General features: G+C 49.8%; 16 protein-coding genes. 7 read left to right on the forward strand and 9 right to left on the reverse strand.

What is annotated here, in order from left to right:
* Positions 1-11: 11 nt before the first annotated feature.
* The 4 genes from ridA to gmk form a co-directional block, all read right to left on the reverse strand.
* On the reverse strand, positions 12-401 hold the full coding sequence (ridA, locus tag J7J49_RS20315) for a deaminase RidA (RefSeq protein WP_064232364.1): 390 nt from the start codon (positions 399-401) through the stop codon (positions 12-14).
* A gap of 97 nt (positions 402-498) precedes the next feature.
* A complete protein-coding gene (locus J7J49_RS20320) occupies positions 499-2646 on the reverse strand; it encodes a RelA/SpoT family protein (RefSeq protein ID WP_064232365.1) in 2148 nt (715 codons plus the stop codon).
* A gap of 32 nt (positions 2647-2678) precedes the next feature.
* Positions 2679-2936, reverse strand: a complete 258-nt coding sequence (gene rpoZ, locus J7J49_RS20325; RefSeq protein WP_007112267.1) for a DNA-directed RNA polymerase subunit omega — start codon at positions 2934-2936, stop codon at positions 2679-2681.
* Between the two features lie 126 nt (positions 2937-3062).
* A complete protein-coding gene (gmk, locus tag J7J49_RS20330; RefSeq protein WP_215095255.1) occupies positions 3063-3695 on the reverse strand; it encodes a guanylate kinase in 633 nt (210 codons plus the stop codon).
* Between the two features lie 149 nt (positions 3696-3844).
* Here gmk and J7J49_RS20335 point away from each other — a divergent pair, with 149 nt between their 5' ends.
* A complete protein-coding gene (locus J7J49_RS20335) occupies positions 3845-4540 on the forward strand; it encodes an extensin-like domain-containing protein (RefSeq protein ID WP_215095257.1) in 696 nt (231 codons plus the stop codon).
* A 28-nt stretch (positions 4541-4568) separates the two neighbouring features.
* Here the strand turns inward: J7J49_RS20335 and J7J49_RS20340 are convergent, their stop codons facing one another.
* Together J7J49_RS20340 and J7J49_RS20345 are read right to left on the reverse strand one after the other, a co-directional pair.
* A complete protein-coding gene (locus J7J49_RS20340) occupies positions 4569-4820 on the reverse strand; it encodes a YMGG-like glycine zipper-containing protein (protein ID WP_064232368.1) in 252 nt (83 codons plus the stop codon).
* Positions 4821-4944: 124 nt separating this feature from the next.
* The gene (locus J7J49_RS20345; RefSeq protein WP_215095259.1) at positions 4945-6174 is read right to left on the reverse strand and encodes an MFS transporter; all 1230 of its coding nucleotides are present in this window, start codon (positions 6172-6174) and stop codon (positions 4945-4947) included.
* 244 nt (positions 6175-6418) lie between these two features.
* Between J7J49_RS20345 and J7J49_RS20350 the strand changes: the two genes are divergently transcribed.
* Entirely contained in the window at positions 6419-7030 is a 612-nt protein-coding gene (locus J7J49_RS20350) for a DNA-3-methyladenine glycosylase family protein (protein WP_215095261.1), read from the forward strand.
* A gap of 38 nt (positions 7031-7068) precedes the next feature.
* On the opposite strand, the gene J7J49_RS20355 is transcribed toward J7J49_RS20350, so the two are convergent.
* The 3 genes from J7J49_RS20355 to J7J49_RS20365 all read right to left on the reverse strand — a co-directional run bounded on the left by J7J49_RS20355 (position 7069) and on the right by J7J49_RS20365 (position 9739).
* Positions 7069-7944 carry a pirin family protein gene (locus J7J49_RS20355; protein WP_215095263.1) on the reverse strand — a complete coding sequence of 292 codons (876 nt, stop codon included), beginning with the start codon at positions 7942-7944 and terminating at the stop codon, positions 7069-7071.
* Positions 7945-8060: 116 nt separating this feature from the next.
* Positions 8061-9101, reverse strand: a complete 1041-nt coding sequence (locus J7J49_RS20360) for a zinc-dependent alcohol dehydrogenase family protein (protein ID WP_215095265.1) — start codon at positions 9099-9101, stop codon at positions 8061-8063.
* Between the two features lie 62 nt (positions 9102-9163).
* Positions 9164-9739 (reverse strand): histidine phosphatase family protein, encoded by a 576-nt coding sequence (locus J7J49_RS20365; protein ID WP_215095267.1) that lies wholly within the window; start codon positions 9737-9739, stop codon positions 9164-9166.
* Between the two features lie 85 nt (positions 9740-9824).
* On the opposite strand from J7J49_RS20365, the gene J7J49_RS20370 reads away from it, so the two are divergent.
* The 5 genes from J7J49_RS20370 (at position 9825) to J7J49_RS20390 (ending at position 18584) form a co-directional block, all read left to right on the forward strand.
* A complete protein-coding gene (locus J7J49_RS20370) occupies positions 9825-10871 on the forward strand; it encodes a PDDEXK nuclease domain-containing protein (RefSeq protein WP_215095269.1) in 1047 nt (348 codons plus the stop codon).
* Between the two features lie 435 nt (positions 10872-11306).
* On the forward strand, positions 11307-14150 hold the full coding sequence (locus tag J7J49_RS20375) for a type I restriction endonuclease subunit R (protein WP_215095272.1): 2844 nt from the start codon (positions 11307-11309) through the stop codon (positions 14148-14150).
* Entirely contained in the window at positions 14147-15958 is a 1812-nt protein-coding gene (locus tag J7J49_RS20380) for a restriction endonuclease subunit S (protein ID WP_215095274.1), read from the forward strand. Before J7J49_RS20375 ends, J7J49_RS20380 begins: the two co-directional genes overlap by 4 nt.
* A complete protein-coding gene (locus J7J49_RS20385) occupies positions 15958-17709 on the forward strand; it encodes an AAA family ATPase (RefSeq protein WP_215095276.1) in 1752 nt (583 codons plus the stop codon). Before J7J49_RS20380 ends, J7J49_RS20385 begins: the two co-directional genes overlap by 1 nt.
* On the forward strand, positions 17709-18584 hold the full coding sequence (locus tag J7J49_RS20390) for an HNH endonuclease (protein ID WP_215095278.1): 876 nt from the start codon (positions 17709-17711) through the stop codon (positions 18582-18584). Before J7J49_RS20385 ends, J7J49_RS20390 begins: the two co-directional genes overlap by 1 nt.
* Positions 18585-18650: the final 66 nt, after the last annotated feature.

Consider the following 18650-nt stretch of genomic DNA (forward strand, 5'->3'; position numbering starts at 1 on the left):
GCAACACCTGTTTAATCACCGATGATCATGACCGCGTCTGCTTCCACCTGGCTGCCTTTGGGCAGCGCTTTCACGCCAACGGCGGCCCGGGCGGGGAAAGGAGCGGTGAAGAACTCTTCCATGACTTGGTTAACAATCGCAAAGTTATCCAAGTCCACCAGATAGAGATTCAATTTTACGATATCGCTGAGCGAGCCCGCGGCTTCTTCACATACCGCTTGCAGGTTGGTGAACACTTGGCGCGCCTGGGCTTCAAAATCCTCGGACACAATCGCCATGGTCGCGGGATCCAGCGGGATCTGGCCGGAAAGATACACCGTGTTACCCGCTTTAATGGCCTGGGAGTATGGGCCAATAGCCGCAGGGGCCTTGCTAGTGTTGATAACAGCTTTATTGCTCATACGTTGTTTCGCTCCTGTAATGGGTAATAGCTAATTATTTGATACTAAAAAATAGCGATCGCTGCCGATTTTAATCAGCCTATTGTTATATCCGGTGTTAGTTAGCGAGTCGGGTAATTCTGCCAACGTTGGGAAGATTACGAATACGTTTGATAATCCGCGCCAGATGCACGCGGCCTTTCACCGACAGGGTTAGATTGACGGTGGAAAGGTGGGCATCACGCTCTTCAATGCCAATCCGCTCAATGTTGGCATCCGCATCGGTGACCAGCCCGGCAAGCTCTGCGACCAGCCCACGACGGCTCTCAATTTCAATACGTAGCGCAACCGGGAAGTCTTCATCAATAGTGTCTGACCACTCCAACGCGAACAGCTTATCCGGATCATTTTTATCGGCGAAGTTCTTATCAATCACGTTTTTACATTCGGCGCGATGCACCACCAAGCCTTTGCCAGTGGAAAGATGACCGACCACTGGATCGCCCGGCAGCGGATGGCAGCAGCGTGCAAAGTTAATCACCATGCCTTCGCTGCCGTTGATCATCACGGCTTTGCTGACTTCAACGCCTGCAGGATGCTCATAGGTATCATCACCGTGGGCTGCATCCACTAGCCGCCGCGCCACCACATGGGTCATGCGGTTACCTAACCCTAACGACTCCAATAGCGACTCTTCGGACGTCACATCCAGCTCTTTGAAGGCTCGCTTGAGGACACTCTCATCCAGCTCTTCCAGGCTGGTATCGAAAGGCGCCAGCGCTTTATTGAGTAATCGCCGGCCCAGCATTATTGCTTCTGTGTGCTGCTGATATTTAAGCGCGTGGCGAATAGCCGAACGCGCCTTTGCCGTGGTGACAAAATTTAGCCAGGCAAGATTGGGCTTGGCACCGGGGGCGGTAATTATTTCCAGCGTCTGGCCGCTCTCTAAGCGCGTCGAAAGCGGTGCCAAATGGCGATCAATACGGCAGGCGATGCAGTTATTGCCGATATCGGTATGCACTGTGTAGGCGAAGTCGATCACGGTCGCGCCCTGGGGCAACTCCATAATGTCGCCTTTAGGCGTGAACACGTAGATATCGTCGGGGAAAAGATCGTTTTTAACGTGTTCGATAAATTCTAACGAGTCGCCGGCGTGACGCTGCATTTCGAGCAGACCTTTTACCCATGCACGGGCGCGGGCATGGCTGCCTTCGGCAATCGGGTGCGAGGTCTGGCCCGCCTTATAAAGCCAGTGGGCGGCAATGCCGTTATTAGCCATCGCTTCCATTTCGCGGGTGCGTATCTGCACTTCTATCGGCATACCGCGAGAGCCAAACAGGGTGGTATGCAGGCTCTGGTAGCCGTTGGCTTTGGGAATCGCAATATAGTCTTTAAAGCGCCCAGGCACTGGCTTATAGAGGTTGTGCACCACGCCTAGAATACGGTAGCAGCTGGCCACATCTTCGGTAATGATGCGAAAACCAAACACATCCATAATTTCGGCAAAGGGCTTACGCTGGTCGCGCATCTTTTTATAGATCGACAGCAGATGCTTTTGGCGTCCAACCACCGTGCCGTTAAGCGCGTCGTCATCCAGGCTTTTTTGCAGCGACGACTGTATTTCGCGCATGGCGCTGCGCCGATGTCCCCGTGCACTGGCAACAGCGCGTTTGATACGCTCCGCGCGCATGGGGTGAATCGCTTGAAAGGAGAGATCCTCAAGCTCGATACGAATCGTATTGATACCCAGACGCCCGGCAATGCGTGCGTAAATTTCCAGGGTTTCGCGGGCGATGCGGCGCTTCTTATCAGGGCGCAAAGCGCCAAGAGTGCGCATATTATGCAGCCGGTCGGCCAGCTTAACGATGATGACGCGAATATCCCGCGACATCGCCAGCACCATCTTCTGAAAGTTTTCCGCTTGGGCGACGGCTTTGTCTTCAAAGGTGATCTGGGTAAGCTTGGAGACTCCGTCTACCAGCTCGGCCACCGGTTTACCAAACTGTGCTTCCAGGGCTTTTTTGGAAACGCCGGTGTCTTCAATCACGTCGTGCAGCATGGCGGCCATCAAGCTTTGATGATCCATGTGCATATTGGCAAGAATATTCGCCACCGCGAGCGGATGGGTAACGTAAGGCTCACCGGAACGCCGCCGCTGGCCATCATGGGCCTGCTCAGCGTAGTAAAAGGCGCGTTTGACCTGCTGGATTTCATCCGAGGGTAAATAGCCGCCGAGTCGATCGGCCAGGTCATCAATGGTAAACATCTACCGCGCCTCTATCGGTGTCGTTGAAAACGTTAGTCGTCGATATGAGTAGGCGCCATCGCCGGGCGCGGACGAACAGCGGCTTCAACGGGCTCGTCGAGTACAGTGTGATCGACCAGGCCTGCGGCAATTTCACGCAGCGCCATCACCGTGGGTTTATCGTTTTCCCAAGGTAGCAGGGCATCGCGAGAGCCACGCGCTAGCTGGCGAGCACGCTGGGTGGAAATCATTACCAGCTTGAAACGGTTTTCAACATTTTCAAGACAATCTTCAACGGTGACGCGAGCCATGGGAGCCTTCCTGTTATGACGGAACCGGGCCGACGCCATTATAAAAGCCAACGGCGCCGACCCAGCGAAAAAAGTGATGCGATAAAAAATCGTGCAACGCAATAAAAAGTAGTAGAACCAGATAGATTACTCGACCGTAGGCGCTTGTGACAAGAGTGCAGCCAACAGCGGCCCGTGGCGCTCGCTCATTACTGGGCGGCTTAAGCGACGGCTGATCACCAATGACTGTAACTCCTGCAGCGCCGTGGTGAAGTCATCGTTAACAACAAGGTAATCATATTCGTGATAATGGGACATTTCACTAACGGCATCGCGCATGCGACGAGCAATCACTGCATGCTCATCGGTGCCGCGGCTAGCAAGGCGTCGCTCGAGCTCGTTGCGCGAGGGCGGTAGAATAAAAATCGATACCGCGTCTGGCATTTGCTCGCGCACCTGGTTAGCGCCCTGCCAGTCGATTTCCAGAATCACGTCCTGTCCTGCCGCCAGCAATACCTCTACCGCCTGGCGCGAGGTGCCGTAGTAATTATCGAATACTTTGGCATACTCAAAGAAATCACCGCGCGCGATCATCGCTTCAAATTCTGCCACATCGGTGAAATGATAGTTCACACCATCCACCTCACCCTCGCGCTTGGCACGCGTAGTGTGCGACACCGACACTTGAATCCCATCCAGGCTTTCGATTAGCTCGCGCACCAAGCTAGTCTTGCCAGCACCTGAGGGGGCAGAAACGATAAACAGCGTACCTTGGGACATGAAGTACTTTCCCTTCAGTTAGCGAAAAATAAGTAGCGGATAAAGTAGCAAAACAACTAGCGCGACTGCAGCAGAGCAGCGAGGCTGCGCAGTATCGCACACCCAGCGCGACGACTGTAGCGTTGGTGGTGACATACAGGGAGGTAGGCATGCGCAGTACGCTATTAATTTTAGGTCTCATTGCACTGGGCGTGGCGCTGCAAAAAGGCCTGATAGACATTCCCCGCCACTGGGCGCCTTGGGCACCGCTGCATATTGATGACCCCATCACGCTGGTCACGCAGCTTAAGCTAAGCCGCTTGGCGGATGACCGCGCAGGCTGCTTAGCCGCGCTAGACACTGTTCCCGAAAGCGAATTACGCTACACGCCGCTAGCCGATTACAGCCCTAAAGCGAGCTGCCCGCTTTCCAATGTCGTGCGCATGCAGTCAAGCGGCGTCGCGTTCAATCAGAGCTTTGTGGCCTCCTGCCCCATGGCACTGGCCTGGGTCATGTATGAGCGGCATGCGTTACAGCCTGCCGCCGAGGAGATTATGGGCAGCCGGGTGAGCCAGGTTAACCATGTGGGTAGCTTTGCCTGCCGCAACGTGTATGGCCGCGAAACCGGCAGGCGCAGCGAACACGCCACCGCCGAAGCGCTGGATGTAGTGGGTTTTCAGTTTGAGAACGGCCAGCGCATCACATTGATCAATCACTGGGATGATGAAGGTGATGTGGGGGAGTTTCTACGCGCCGCACGGGATGGCGCCTGCAATACCTTTGGCAACGTGCTAGGGCCTGACTACAACGCCGCGCATGCCGATCACTTTCATATGGGCATGCGCGGGTTTCGGCTATGTCGCTAGTGGATCAGCCACTACTTACTGCCACTACTTACTCGAGGTTGATATCATCTTCGTCCGTGGCGGCACCGGTAGCAGCACCAACGCCACCACCAATAACAGCACCTTGGACGACGCTACCACCCGTTACGGCTGCGGCACCCGCGCCAACGGCAGCACCGATACCGGCGCCACTAGTGGCGCGCTCTCCGGTGGAGGTTCCGCAGCCTGCCAAGCCAATGGTTAACGCCATTACGGCGCCAAGGGTCACAATACGCGTCGAATTCAATACCTGAATGTGCATGTTCATCTCCTTATGGGTTCCTGCTCTTACACATTAGAAAGGATTCAACGTTTTAGCCATATTAATTATCACTGTTCGATAACTATGTAACTGGTCAATAACTAGGCAACGTCGTCAGGCAAAGCTATGCACGCTGGGCCACGACGTCATAGGTGCGCTTCTCCAGCCAGCGCCCAGCGGCAAAAATCACCAAGCCGCAGAGCGCCAAAACAGCGCCTACTAGACCCGTACTTGACCAGCTAAAGCCTGCACTAATTGCCAATCCCGCCAACCATGCGCCTAACGCATTAGCACCGTTAAAGGCCGCGTGGTTGAGGGAGGCTGCCATGGTCTGGGCATCTTCGGCCACATCCATCAAGCGGGTTTGCAGCGAAGGCGCCAACGCCATGCTGGTGCCGACGAGGCCAACGAACAGCAGCCCCGTCCAGACATTATTAGCGGCAAAGTAAAACAGCCCCTGGATCACCCCACACCAGAGCAAAATAGCCGGTATGGCGCGCATCAAGTTTTTATCTGCCATGCGCCCGCCGATTAAATTGCCAGCAATCGAGCCCAGCCCGAAAATCACCAACACCAGCGGCCCCAGTGCTTCACTCATACCAGCTTGCTGGGTCAATGTCGGCATCACATAGCTAAAAATAGCGAACATACCGCCGCAGCCGATGCAGGCAAGCGCCAAGGTGACCAACACCCGCTGTTTAAGCAGCGCTGAAAGCTCACGCACCGGGCTTGCCAGGGTATCAACGGGCTGCACCGGGACATAAAGCCGAATCAACAGGGCAGTGAGCAGCGCAATACCGCCGACACCCGCAAAGGCGATTTGCCAGCCAAACAAATTGCCCGTCCAGGTGCCTAACGGCGCCCCAATCAAAATCGCCACCGTTAAGCCCATCATCACCCGGGAGATAGCCCGCGCCCGTTGATCTATCGGCACTGCGCCCGCTGCTACCAGTGCGGCGATGCCAAAATAAGCACCGTGGGGCAAGCCAGCCAGAAAACGCAGGCCGACGAATGACCAGAACCCTGGCGCCATGGCACTGGCGATATTGCCTACTGCAAACACCAGCATCAAAATAATCAATAGCATTCGTCTTGGTGCTCGCGCGGCCAGCGCCGAAATTAGCGGCGCGCCGACCACCACACCTAGGGCGTAGCTGCTAATCGCATAGCCCACTTGAGGCACTGTCACCGCTAAATCACCCGCCACGCGGTTCATCAAACCCATAATGACAAACTCGCTGGTGCCGATCCCAAAGCCACCCAGCGCCAACACAAATTCAGCCAAACGCGGGTTGCGCGCCAGCCCTTGAGACGACGCCTGATCTTGAGATAACGATGTTGTCGAATCCTGCATGCTTATCTCCTTGGGATACCGCCTAGTTGGTATCACGATGGCGCAAATGATCGCAGGATTAGACGAAAGTAGAAATACACTGCGTTTAAAAAAGTTAGCGAGCGAATAAGATAATCGAGAAGGTAATTGAGAAAATAATTGAGAAAGTAGCTGAGAAAGTAGTCGAGAAAAAAGACGCCAAGGTTTCACGCTTTCACCCTCATTTTGCTAGTGTGAAGCTTTAACTTCGACGCGTGAGGCAATAATGACGCCCGAAACAATCGAGCAAGCCATGCAAGCCCTCGCTGAATGTGACCTGGATATCGCTCGCGCCTATCCCTTGGTAGGAGCACCGGCCCCACGCCAGCGCGACCAGGGTTTTGCGACATTTTTCAGTACCATCGTTAGCCAGCAACTCTCCACCGAAGCCGCTCGTGCGATTATGGCGCGCGTCAATACGCTGCTGCCTGAACTGCATGCTAAAGCGGTTATGGAGGTAGAGGGCCAGGCACTGCGCGATGCCGGGCTCTCCTGGCGTAAGATCGAGTACGCCAAGGGGCTGGCAGAAGCGGAACTGGCGGGGACGTTTAGCGTCGATGGGCTTGAGCAGTTAAGCGACGACGAGGCCATTGCCGCCATTACCGAGCTACGCGGCTTTGGCCGCTGGAGTGCGGAGATCTACCTGATGTTCTCGCTGAAGCGCCCGGACATTTTCCCCGCCGATGATCTTGCCCTGCGAGTAGCGCTTGGACGCCTTAAGGGTATGGACGACAAACCCGCGCCGAAGCAAGCCCGCCAGCTAGTCGAACACTGGACGCCCTGGCGCAGCGTGGGGTCGCTGTTTCTGTGGCACTACTACCGCGGCGAGCCGTTATAGCGACTCTATTTACCCAATCCCCCTGTCTTTAAATAATCTTAGCCGTCGAGCCCGCCAAATTTGCCGTTCTGATAATCATCAACCGCCTGAACAATCTCTTCGCGGGTATTCATCACAAAGGGGCCATGGGAGTAGACAGGTTCGTCTATCACTTCCCCGTGGCCAAACAGCAGACGTGCATCGCTGCTGGCTTCGATGTCGAGGCGCTCGCCATCGCGGTCTATCTCGATCAGATGGTGAGGCTGAACGGGTTCGCCGCCTACCTCAACGTTTCCCTCCACCACGTAGAGAAACACCTGCCGCCCAGGTAACACGGGGAACAGTTCGTGCGCCCCCGCAGGCAGCCGTAGGGTCGACATAAAGACACCGGTTAAGGTCTCTATAGGGCCAACGCTTTCCTGCCACTGCCCGGCAATCAGGTTGAGTTCACCGCCGCACGGCAGCGCAATGGCGGGAATTGACTCCTGCTGCAGCCCAACGTAGCGTGGTTCGCTCATCTTCAAACGCGCCGGCAGATTGACCCACAGCTGTAGAATCTCCAACGGACCGCCGTCGCGCAGAAACTCGGGCGGTGAAATTTCCGCATGCACAATGCCACTGCCCGCAGTCATCCACTGCACGCCCCCTTTGTGGATGACGCTTTGATGGCTGGCGCTGTCCGCGTGGGCAAGCGAGCCTTCCAGAATAAACGTCACCGTTTCAAAGCCGCGATGTGGATGAGGGCCAAACGGCAGCCCACGGTTATTGGCCGGATAGGTCTGCGGGCCGTGGTGGTTCAAAAACAGAAACGGATCAAGCTGATCCAAACCAGGCCCCGGCAGTGGCCGCCGGGTGACCAAATCACCAATATCATCGCGCTGGGCGGGGTGCTGGGCGATGACGCGGCGCACGGATTGGGTAGTGTCTGATGACATAACGTACTCCTTATCTATACCGCCCAGCGTAAAACCTGCAGCGGCGGATGAGGAGCGAATAATTTGCCCCGTTTCATTGCAGGAAATTGTTACGTGCCGCCGCCGCTATACCCTGTTTAGAACTCCGTCACCACCGTCACCCCCGCTCCTTCAAACTTATCCATGTTCATCAGCGCACCAATCGACTGCTCAAGAGTGATCCGCTTGCCGATAAGCTTTTCAGGCGCCAGCTTGCCAGACTGAATCATCGCCAGCATGGCGTCATAACGGTGGGCCTGCATGCCATGGCTGCCCAGAATTTCCAGCTCGTTGGCAATCACCTTACTCATGGGAATAGCCGGTGTGCTGTTCTCGGCCAACATCAGCCCGACCTGAATATGCTTGCCGCGTTTACGCAGGTTGCTGATGGAGTTAAAGCAGGTCATCGGGTGCCCTAGCGCATCCAGCGACACGTGGGCGCCTCCCCGGGTGATTTCCGCCACCGCTTCAACCACATTGGCCACCTTGGCGGCATTCACGGTGGCGGTAGCGCCCAATTGACGGGCTAGAGTAAGCGCCTCTTCCGAAATATCGATGGCGACAACGTTAGCGCCGATGGCGCTGGCAATCATCACGGCGGATAGACCCACTCCCCCGCAGCCGTGAACAGCCACCCATTGTCCGGCCGATGTTTGGCCCTGATCGACTACCGCTCGAAACGACGTGACAAACCGACAGCCCAGGCTGGCCGCGGTGGCGAAGTCGAGTGTCTCCGGCAGCGCGACCAAATTCACATCCGCGTAGTGAATACCTACATACTCGGCAAAGGATCCCCAGTGGGTAAAACCGGGCTGAAACTGACTATCGCACACCTGATGGTTGCCCGAGTGGCACTCAGGGCAAGTGCCGCAGCCACCCACGAACGGCACCGTGACGCGGTCGCCAACGCGCCATTGCGTTACATCTTTGCCAACGACTTCCACAACGCCGGCCAACTCATGCCCCGGCACGTGGGGAAGCTGGATATCGGTATCGTGCCCTACCCAGCCATGCCAATCGCTGCGACAAACGCCATTCGCCATCACTTTGACCACCACGCCGTGGGGTTCAGGTGTTGGGTCAGGCAACTGCTGAATACTCGGCGGGGCAGAAAACTGCTCAAAAACAACGGCCTTCATCAAGGTCTCCTAAACTGTATCGCTGTTTTTCGTTTATAACTGCTCCGGGCATAAGAAGCGAATTAGTTGCCGCTAACGTTTAACCGCCCCACTACTTGAAACGGATCAACTGTGGGTCGCACCACAATCATTTCTCCCGAACCCACTCCGCTACCCACCAATGCCGTGATATTTACCTGATGAGTGATCAGCAGCAAATTGCCCGGCCCCTGCCACGCGGCGATCTGCTCTTGGGCGGCCTGGGTGATTGACGATCGATCCCCTCGCCCTCGAAAGAAAGAGTCTAGCCACGGCGCAGGTTCAACACTGCCCAGAGCCATCAGCTCAGCGGTATCCAGTGCCCGACACCAGCTAGATGAATACACCGCGGCAATGGGAATACCCCTCTCACGCAACACGCGACCGGCTGCTTCCGCCTGAGCACGCCCAGCCGCAGAAAGATTGCGCTGAGTCTCGCAGCGGCCACGTTCAAAACCCGGCGGGTCGCCAATACCTGGGGCCAGGGAGTGGCGCATTAGAATGACCAAGCCGCCTTCTTTTAACGCTTGCCAGGTGGCCTCGTTTGCCTGGGCGCTTGTTGGCTGGATGACCAACACACTGAGCAGTAGGGTTAAGGTGAGGTGGCGTAAGGTGGGCATGGAGAAGCGTCCTTAAATCGGCGAAATTTGATATTGTTAAACCTAAGCCAGCTGTAATTAGTCTATGACGCCAAGGGTTAAGCCTATGACCGAGCAAAGCCCAATCGCCTTTAGCAGCCTTGTTAGCGCGATTACCCAACAGATAGAGCAAGCCCGCGGGCAGGTTCGCCAAGCCGTGAATACGGCCATGGTACAAAGCTACTGGGAAATAGGCCGTTTAATTGTCGAGCACGAGCAGCAAGGCAATAGACGTGCTGAGTATGGTAAGCAACAGCTACAGCAGCTCTCCCAACAGCTTACCGAGCGGCTGGGAAAGGGCTTTGATGTTACCAACTTGCGCAATATGCGCCGCTTTTATCGAGCCTTTCCAAATCGGGAGACAGTGTCTCTCGAATTGAGTTGGTCGCACTACAATCTTCTAGCCAAGGTAGAAAACTCCAGTGCGCGAGCGTGGTATCAACAAGAGGCGGAACAGCACAGCTGGAGTGTTCGCGCTCTAGAACGCCAGATTAGCACCCTCTACTACGAGCGCCTGCTGGCTAGCCAAGACAAAACTCCGGTTGAACAGGAAGCAAAAGAAAACACCCAGCCGTTGGCGGAAACCGCTAAAGACTACCTGCGTGATCCCTACATTCTGGACTTCCTTAACCTGCAGGATAAAACCTACCAGGAAAGCCAGCTTGAGCAGGCCATTATTAGCAACCTGCAACAGTTTTTACTGGAGCTGGGAAAAGGCTTTGCCTTTGTGGAGCGCCAGCAACGTATCCGTTTTGATGACGAGGATTTCTACCTAGACCTGGTGTTCTACAACTTCAAACTGAAGTGCTTTTTGCTGGTGGATCTAAAGCTCGGCAAGCTCAAGCACCAGGATATTGGCCAGATGGATACCTACGTGCGCCTCTACGATGAGCAGCGCAAAGGCAGCGACGATAACCCAACCATTGGCTTGGTGCTGTGCAGCGAAAAAAGCGAAGCCGTGGTGAAGTATTCGGTGCTGGCCGAGCAAAAACAGCTGTTTGCGGCGAAATACCTGCCGTATTTGCCCTCAGAGGATGAGCTCAAACGCGAGCTAGAGCGGGAGCGGGCTCAGGCCGTTGAACAGCTTCAGCAGCTTGAGCTGGGCGATGAGTGATCAATAGCGAAAGTGAGTCCAATATTCCCGGTTGAAACGGCTGATAATGCAGTGTAGACAGGATATAGGCACACGAAGTTGGGGGGTAATCTCTAATGAGTTTGATATTTCCAGATAACTTTGATTAACGAATATCTCGCTATGAAAAAGACGATATAGCGAGGAGCAAGTCATTGGTGCTATCAAAAAAATGGTAATGCTTACAGCCTGAAAAGCGACCGCTTGGCATTTGTTTGATCAGCAGCAGGTCAGAGAGAGAACCGCCTGCCAACTTGTAGACATTTCACGGAATGCCAGAATTGTATTAGTTAGCGGATACGATCTAGCTAAGCTCATTTGCGCTACAATATCGACAGCCGAAACGAGCAGAGCTTACACATTAAAAAGACTGATGAAAAATTCTGACGAAAACTAGAAAAAAATTTGGACTGATGAATGGATATGAAGGGGTTAAAACCAGAAGCGCAGGCCCGTTTATCAATTGATGAACAGCTCAAGCTTGCGGGCTGGAAAGTACAGACTTGGCCCGCTGCTAACCTAGGCGAAGGATTGGGGGTGGCTATTCGTGAATACCCAACCGATTCAGGCCCTGCTGACTATATTCTGTTTGTAAATCGTAAAGCGTTCGGGGTGATTGAAGCTAAAAAAGATGACAGCATTTTGTCACAAGTCGAAGACCAAACCCTTCGTTACGCCACAAGCAAAATTAAGTTTCGTCAAGATTCTGCGCCTTTGTCTTTTCTTTTTGAAGCCACTAGCCAAGTGACTCATTTTACTGACCTGCGAGACCCCGCTCCGCGAGCACGTGAGATTTTTCACTTTTTCAAGCCAGAAACCCTGCAAGAGTGGATAAAACAAAAAAGCTCACTGCGCACTCGCTTAAAACACAAAATGCCTGAATTGCCCAAGGCAAACCTGCGCGAATGCCAAATTAGCGCCATTACCGGGCTTGAAATATCATTAGCAGCAAATCGCCCGCGCTCACTCATTCACATGGCAACAGGCGCAGGTAAAACCTTTACCGCCATTAATGCCGTGTATCGCTTGTTAAATCATGGCGGCGCAAAACGCATTCTATTCTTGGTCGATACCCGCAATTTGGGTAAACAAGCACAACAAGAGTTTCATGCTTTTAAACCGCAAGGCAAACAAACCTTTTTCCATGAGAATCACATCGTTCAGCGTTTGATGAGCAGTACAATCGACAGCGCTGCAGAGGTATGCATTTGTACCATTCAGCGCATGTACTCCATCTTAAGCGGCAAACCAATTGATGAGAGCGCTGAAGATATCTCGCTACACGAAATTAACCAGAGTCAACAGCAAGCCAAACTGGTGAAATACAACCCAGCTGTGCCTGTAGAAACCTTTGATTTCATTATTGTCGACGAATGCCACCGCTCTATTTACAACCTATGGAAGCAGGTTCTCGATTACTTTGATGCCTTTACCATTGGCTTAACCGCCACACCCGATAAACGCACTTTTGGCTTTTTTAATGAGAACATCGTTGCCGAATACAGCTACGAAGACTCAGTACTCGATGGCGTCAACGTTGGTTACGATGTCTATGAAATTGAAACAGAAATTGGTAATAAAGGCGCAGAGTTAAAAGCCAAAGAGTGGTTGGATCACCGTGATAAGCTCACCCGCAAAAAGCGCTGGGCGCAAGCCGAAGAAGACAATAGTTACACCAGTAAAGAGCTCGACCGCTCTGTAGTTAATACCAGCCAAATACGTCAAGTCATTCGAGCGATGAAAAAAGCGGTCGAAACCGACATCTTTCCAAATCGCAAAGAAGTGCCCAAAACGCTGATTTTCGCCAAAACGGATAGCCACGCTGACGACATTGTTCAAATTGTGCGTGAAGAGTACGGCCAAGGTAACGAGTTTTGTAAAAAGGTCACTTACAGCGCCAAAGACCCGGATGGCATTTTGAATGATTTCCGAAACGACTTTAACCCACGCATTACCGTTACCGTCGATATGATTGCCACGGGTACAGACGTAAAGCCATTGGAAATACTGCTCTTTATGCGTGATGTGCGCAGTAAAGGCTATTACGAACAAATGAAAGGCCGTGGCGTGCGCAGCTTAAGCTACGAAGACCTGCACAACATCAGTAAAAGTGCCACCAGCGACAAAGACCGCTTTGTGCTGATTGATGCTGTCGGGGTTGAAAAGTCGCTAAAAACCGAAAGCCGCCCGCTAGAGCGCAAACCCAATCTGGAGCTAAAGGACTTACTGCAAGGCGTTGCGATGGGGCATCGAGATGACGACACCATTCAAAGCCTCGCGAATCGTTTAACACGTTTAAGTAAACAGCTGGACAAGCGAACACTAGGTGAGGTCGAGAAACTCACGGGTAGACCACTACCGCAACTGGCCAGAGAACTACTGACCGCATTAGACGCTGACGCCATTAACCAGCAAGCGCTTGCGGATGCGAAAGCCGCAGGCATTACGCGTAGCACTGAGTCGTTAACCGACAGCGAACGTAAAGCCGCCAAAGAGCAGTTGGTTGACAAAGCATGCAAAACGTTTGATAACCCCGCCATACGCGAAGGCATAGAATCTGCACGTAGGCAGCGTGAGCAGCTTATCGATCACATCAATTTAGATACGGTTACCTATTCAGGCTACAGCACCCAAGCTGCCGATAATGCAGCCAAAGTTATTCTAAGCTTTAAAGATTTTATCAAGCAACATAAAGACGATATTCAAGCCCTTAGCTTTTTTTACCAGCAGCCGTATCAGCGCCGGAGTTTAACCTTCGCCATGTTGGAAGAACTGCACCAAGCGTTAAGCAAACCGCCCTTGCTACTCTCGACAGAAAAGTTGTGGAGCGCCTATGAGCGCCTCAATCACAACAACCAAGGAAATCAGCAAGCAACGGGTAAAAACAATAACAAGCAAGTGAACAGCCAAAGGCAACTGACGGATATCATCTCTCTCATCAGGTTTGCTATTGGTTTAGACAGCGAACTAAAACCCTTTGCCGAACAAGTTGATGCTAAGTTTAAGAAATGGATTTTCCGCCATAATGCCCAGCGGTCAACGGCATTTACGGAACAGCAAACTCAATGGCTACGTTTGATGAAAGATCATATTGCCGCCAGCTGTACCATCGAAAGGGATGACTTTGACTATAGCCCCTTTTCCGACCATGGTGGTTTACAAAGAGCCTGGAGCTTGTTTGCTGTTAGCAACCCAAAAAGCAGCCAAGATAATGAATTAGATAGCCTATTAGCTGAAATGAATCAGGAATTAATTGCGTGAGTGAAATATTTGAAAAACATGATCTTCAGCATTTCCCGTTAAACATAACGGAAAAACCGAATGGTTGGATAGTAACAAAATTTGATCTTGTGTCATTGAAAATGGAACCTGGATTTGCCAGTGGGAAGCAAAACCAAAATGAAACAGGTGTTCCTCATTTAAGGCCAATGAATATAGGGCGAAATGGAAAGATTGAATTAGAAAAGATAAAAAGAGTTTTACCAAGAGTAGAAAAAACTTTAAAAACTGGAGATGTGCTTTTTAATAATACTAACAGCCCTGAATTGGTTGGTAAGACTACACTAATTTCATCTTCTGAAAATGGTTATGCTTTTTCAAACCATATGACTAGATTAAGGATACCCAAATGTATTAGTTCAGAATATATTGCCTATTATTTACATTTCCTTTGGCAGAGTGGTTACACTAAGCATCATTGTACCAATCATGTAAATCAAGCAAGTATCTCAACAGGAACTCTAGGCAACTCGTTCCCACTACTTCTTGCTCCTGAGAATGAACAAATTCTCATGATTTATAAAATAGATGAGCTTTTCTCCGAGCTTGACGAAGGGGTTAAAGAACTTAAATCAGCACAAATAAAACTTAGCCAGTACCGTCAATCGCTATTAAAAAGTGCCGTGGAAGGTTCCCTCACAAAAAATTGGCGAGAAGCCAAAAAAGACATAAGAAAAGAAACCGGCGAGCATCTATTGGCGCGAATTTTAAAGCAACGCAAAGAACAGTGGCTGCAACAAAAATTAGCCGAATTTACCGAGAAAGACAAAATACCACCCAAAGGCTGGAAAGATAAATATCCTGAACCCGCTCAACCCGATACCACTGGCTTATCCGAACTGCCTGAAGGTTGGATTTGGGCGAGTATTGATCAATTAGCTGTAAATAAGCGTTATGGTTCATCATCTAAAACAAATGATGATAGTTCAGGTGTGCCTGTACTGCGCATGGGTAATATCCAGGATGGAAAGCTCGATTACAGTAATCTAAAATATTTGCCTAATGATCATAAAGAGTTTCCGGACTTATTACTCAATGATGGCGATTTACTATTTAATCGAACCAACAGTGCTGAGTTAGTCGGGAAGACAGCGGTTTACAGAGATATTGGTAAGCCTGTTTCCTATGCATCATATCTTATATCAGTGACATTTACGGAATATTTTTTACCAGAAATGGCAGCTCACTATATAAACTCTGTTCTGGGTAAAAAGTGGTTAGCTGAAGTAATGACCCAAACAGCAGGCCAAGCAAACGTTAATGGTACTAAGTTAGGGAGTCTAGCAATTCCTTTACCTCCTGTTGCTGAACAGCTTGTATTGATAAAAGAAATAAAAAATGAATTTTATTTGATTGACCAACAAATAGAAGCAACCGTCCTTGGCTTAAAACAATCCGATGCTCAGCGGAAAAATATTTTAAAGTCAGCTTTTTCTGGTCAACTGGTGCCACAAAACCCTAATGATGAGTCAGCTTCGGTATTGCTTGAAAAAATAAAAGCGGAACGTGAGGCATTAGCAAAAATCCCTAAACCTAGCATACCGAATAAACCTAAAAAAAGAGTTGATATGATGGATACCTTACTCGAAGTTTTAACCGCAGAAGACGACTGGGTTGATGCCCAAGAAGCCTTTAAAAAATGTGGCATCGTTGATGAAACCTCAACGGATCGTATCGAAGAGATCTATTCAGAACTGCGCAAATTAGAAAAATCAAGAAAAATTAACATTCAACGATGCGGTGACTACGATCAACTAAAATTGATTACGCAAAACGTTGAGGAAAATTAATGCGCTTAGCCTCCTTTACCCTAGGTTCAGAGCGCGAAGGGAAGCGTCAAAGGTTTAAAAACCTCAAAAACGTCACCATCGACTTTGAAGAACAAGAATGGATCACCCTAGTCATCGGCAGGAATGGCACCGGTAAATCAAACGTACTTGAGGCGTTGGCGGTACTTTTTCGTGACTTAATCATGGGTAAAAATGACAAGGGGGAAAAAGATAAATCCTCTTTTGCGTATACCCTCAGATACTTTTGCCATCACAAAGAAATAGAAATCAGCGCCGACCCTGAACGCGCTAAAGATACCTATTTGGTTAGTTATCGTGATTTAAGTGCGAGTAAAGGCTCCACTACGTTACCAGTAGATCTCTTAAGCGCTCTAACCGATAAACCAGCGTTATCAGAAATTAAGTTTAATGAATTTAAAAAACGTCAAGATGAGTTTTTACCGAAATACGTGTTTGGCTACTACTCAGGTCATAGCGACCGAATGCAATCAGTCTTTCGTCCCTACCTTAAGCAATACGATAAAAAGTTACGTAATGCAAAATCCGAAGATCCTGGCTTAAGACGCCTGTTTTACGCCTTGCCTGTACATAGCCAATTTGTGCTTTTAGCGTTTGTCCTAAACCAAGATGATTTAGTAAGGCATTTTTTAGATACCCAATTAGGTTTAGAAACCGATGAAAATGCCGAAAGTATTGACTCAGTATTATTAGAGCTTAACGAGCCTCCGTGGAATTTAAATAAGAATAAGAATCCAAAAGGCTTTTATGGTGCATATAAAGATAATCCGGATATTTTCTGGGGTGCCGAAGGTGTGGTGCGTGATTTTTTAAATCGAGTTCATAAAGTTGCCACAGCCCCAATTAAAATTAGCCGAAAAGGTGATACGACATTATGGAACGAAAAGAGTCGTGAATATCTTTATATGTTTATAAAGGATATTCAGAAACTGACTGAATTAGTTGGCGACCAAGAGCCAAGGCAGTTTTTTCGGGATCTTGAAAGTACTTATGTTTCTGAACTTATTCGCGAAGTGCGGATTCGAGTAAAGCTCAAAAAAAATGATGGTAGTGTAACCTTTCGCGAGCTGAGTGAAGGCGAACAGCATCTATTAACCGTGTTAGGTTTACTGCGATTTACCGCAGAAGAAGAAAGCTTGTTTTTACTGGACGAACCCGACACTCACTTAAATCCTAAGTGGAGCGTGGATTACATTGATTATTTAAACAAATTTGTCACATCTGGCTCTACAGGTAACAATAACAGCCATATCGTGTTAACCACCCATAACCCGATTGCTATCGCCGAATTAACCCGTGACCAAGTGCAAATCCTAAGCCGTGATGATGAAACTCGCACTATTGAATCGCATAAGCCAAAGTATGACCCTCAAGGTATGGGATACGCAGGTATCATCACCAGTGATATGTTTGGTTTAGGCTCAAGTCTTGATAAACGAACTCAAAAACGGCTTGAAACATATCGAGCGCTAGCAAGCATCGATAATAAAACCACGTTTGAAACACTTCGTTTTCAAATCATTTCTGAATGGCTAGACAATGATCGATTTAGCATGTCTCAGCGTGATGATGATTATGAGCGCTATATCAAAATCAGGAATTCAATTTTGAAAGAGCGATCTGGAACTGATGATTACCAGCAACTAGTAAATTTTGCTTTAAGTTTATCGCAAGAAAAAAGAGATGAAATTGCGAAGCAAGCAATTACAAAATTGCTGCAAGAGGATCAGTGATGAGATTTGTTGATAATACTTTTATCGATTTGCCTGACAATTGGGAAGATAGAGCGGAGGCTGCCACAAATGCGTTATTGGCCGGTGAAATTGTTGCTGATGATCGTAGTGCCATTTGGAAAGACTTAAAAGAAAATCTAGAAATCCTATCAAATGGGAGATGCTGGTATTGCGAAACAAATATCCCGAGAGCCGATAATGCTGTCGACCATTATCGTCCAAAAGGCAAGGTTCAAGGTGTTGCGTTAACTGCTGATGGTAAATCCTTAACCCGATATGACATTGAGCCTGAACATTCTGGCTATAAATGGGCAGCATTTAAACCTGAAAACCTTCGTTTTTCATGCCAACACTGCAATGAGTACAGAAAAGACCTCCAAGGCACAGCAGGTGGTAAATGGAATTACTTTCCCTTGGTAAGTGAGCCACAACGTGCCTATGAAGAGTTACATGAAGACAATGAAGTGCCTGTCTTACTTGATCCATGTAAAAGATTGGAGTGGCGGTTACTCTCCTATGACAAAGCAGGTGTGCCGTTTTCTCGATGTGAAGTGGGATCGCCAGAAGATATTAAAGTTAAGCTCTCAATTCGACTATATCATCTTGATCAACAAAAATTAAATGAAGGGCGTATTGCACAATGGAAACTTTTACAACCATTGGTAAAAGAAGCAAAAAAATGGTATTTAAAAAAACTTCATAACGACCAGGGTGCCGATGCTTGCTTTGAGAAAGAGCTTAAAAAAATAGGACAATGGTTTCACCCTAAAAGTAAAAACACTTACCTAGGATTTCTTGTTTATCAGCTTGAACAAGATAAAGATAAAGATGATCTTCATCCTTGGATAGGCGAGTTTATTAGAACGATAGGATGAGCAAAATAAGCTCGCAGCCATTTTTTTGATGTCTTCGAAGTAATAACTCTTGTTCCAGAGTTAAAA

The sequence above is a fragment of the Halomonas sp. ISL-56 genome (genome assembly GCF_018612805.1).
Classification (GTDB): Bacteria; Pseudomonadota; Gammaproteobacteria; order Pseudomonadales; family Halomonadaceae; genus Vreelandella.

Excerpts from the sequence above, each read along its gene's own strand:
- ridA (WP_064232364.1), bottom strand. The coding sequence starts at position 401 with ATGAGCAATAAAGCTGTTATCAACACTAGCAAGGCCCCTGCGGCTATT.
- J7J49_RS20320 (WP_064232365.1), bottom strand. The coding sequence starts at position 2,646 with ATGTTTACCATTGATGACCTGGCCGATCGACTCGGCGGCTATTTACCC.
- rpoZ (WP_007112267.1), bottom strand. The coding sequence starts at position 2,936 with ATGGCTCGCGTCACCGTTGAAGATTGTCTTGAAAATGTTGAAAACCGT.
- gmk (WP_215095255.1), bottom strand. The coding sequence starts at position 3,695 with ATGTCCCAAGGTACGCTGTTTATCGTTTCTGCCCCCTCAGGTGCTGGC.
- J7J49_RS20335 (WP_215095257.1), top strand. The coding sequence starts at position 3,845 with ATGCGCAGTACGCTATTAATTTTAGGTCTCATTGCACTGGGCGTGGCG.
- J7J49_RS20340 (WP_064232368.1), bottom strand. The coding sequence starts at position 4,820 with ATGCACATTCAGGTATTGAATTCGACGCGTATTGTGACCCTTGGCGCC.
- J7J49_RS20345 (WP_215095259.1), bottom strand. The coding sequence starts at position 6,174 with ATGCAGGATTCGACAACATCGTTATCTCAAGATCAGGCGTCGTCTCAA.
- J7J49_RS20350 (WP_215095261.1), top strand. The coding sequence starts at position 6,419 with ATGACGCCCGAAACAATCGAGCAAGCCATGCAAGCCCTCGCTGAATGT.
- J7J49_RS20355 (WP_215095263.1), bottom strand. The coding sequence starts at position 7,944 with ATGTCATCAGACACTACCCAATCCGTGCGCCGCGTCATCGCCCAGCAC.
- J7J49_RS20360 (WP_215095265.1), bottom strand. The coding sequence starts at position 9,101 with ATGAAGGCCGTTGTTTTTGAGCAGTTTTCTGCCCCGCCGAGTATTCAG.
- J7J49_RS20365 (WP_215095267.1), bottom strand. The coding sequence starts at position 9,739 with ATGCCCACCTTACGCCACCTCACCTTAACCCTACTGCTCAGTGTGTTG.
- J7J49_RS20370 (WP_215095269.1), top strand. The coding sequence starts at position 9,825 with ATGACCGAGCAAAGCCCAATCGCCTTTAGCAGCCTTGTTAGCGCGATT.
- J7J49_RS20375 (WP_215095272.1), top strand. The coding sequence starts at position 11,307 with ATGGATATGAAGGGGTTAAAACCAGAAGCGCAGGCCCGTTTATCAATT.
- J7J49_RS20385 (WP_215095276.1), top strand. The coding sequence starts at position 15,958 with ATGCGCTTAGCCTCCTTTACCCTAGGTTCAGAGCGCGAAGGGAAGCGT.
- J7J49_RS20390 (WP_215095278.1), top strand. The coding sequence starts at position 17,709 with ATGAGATTTGTTGATAATACTTTTATCGATTTGCCTGACAATTGGGAA.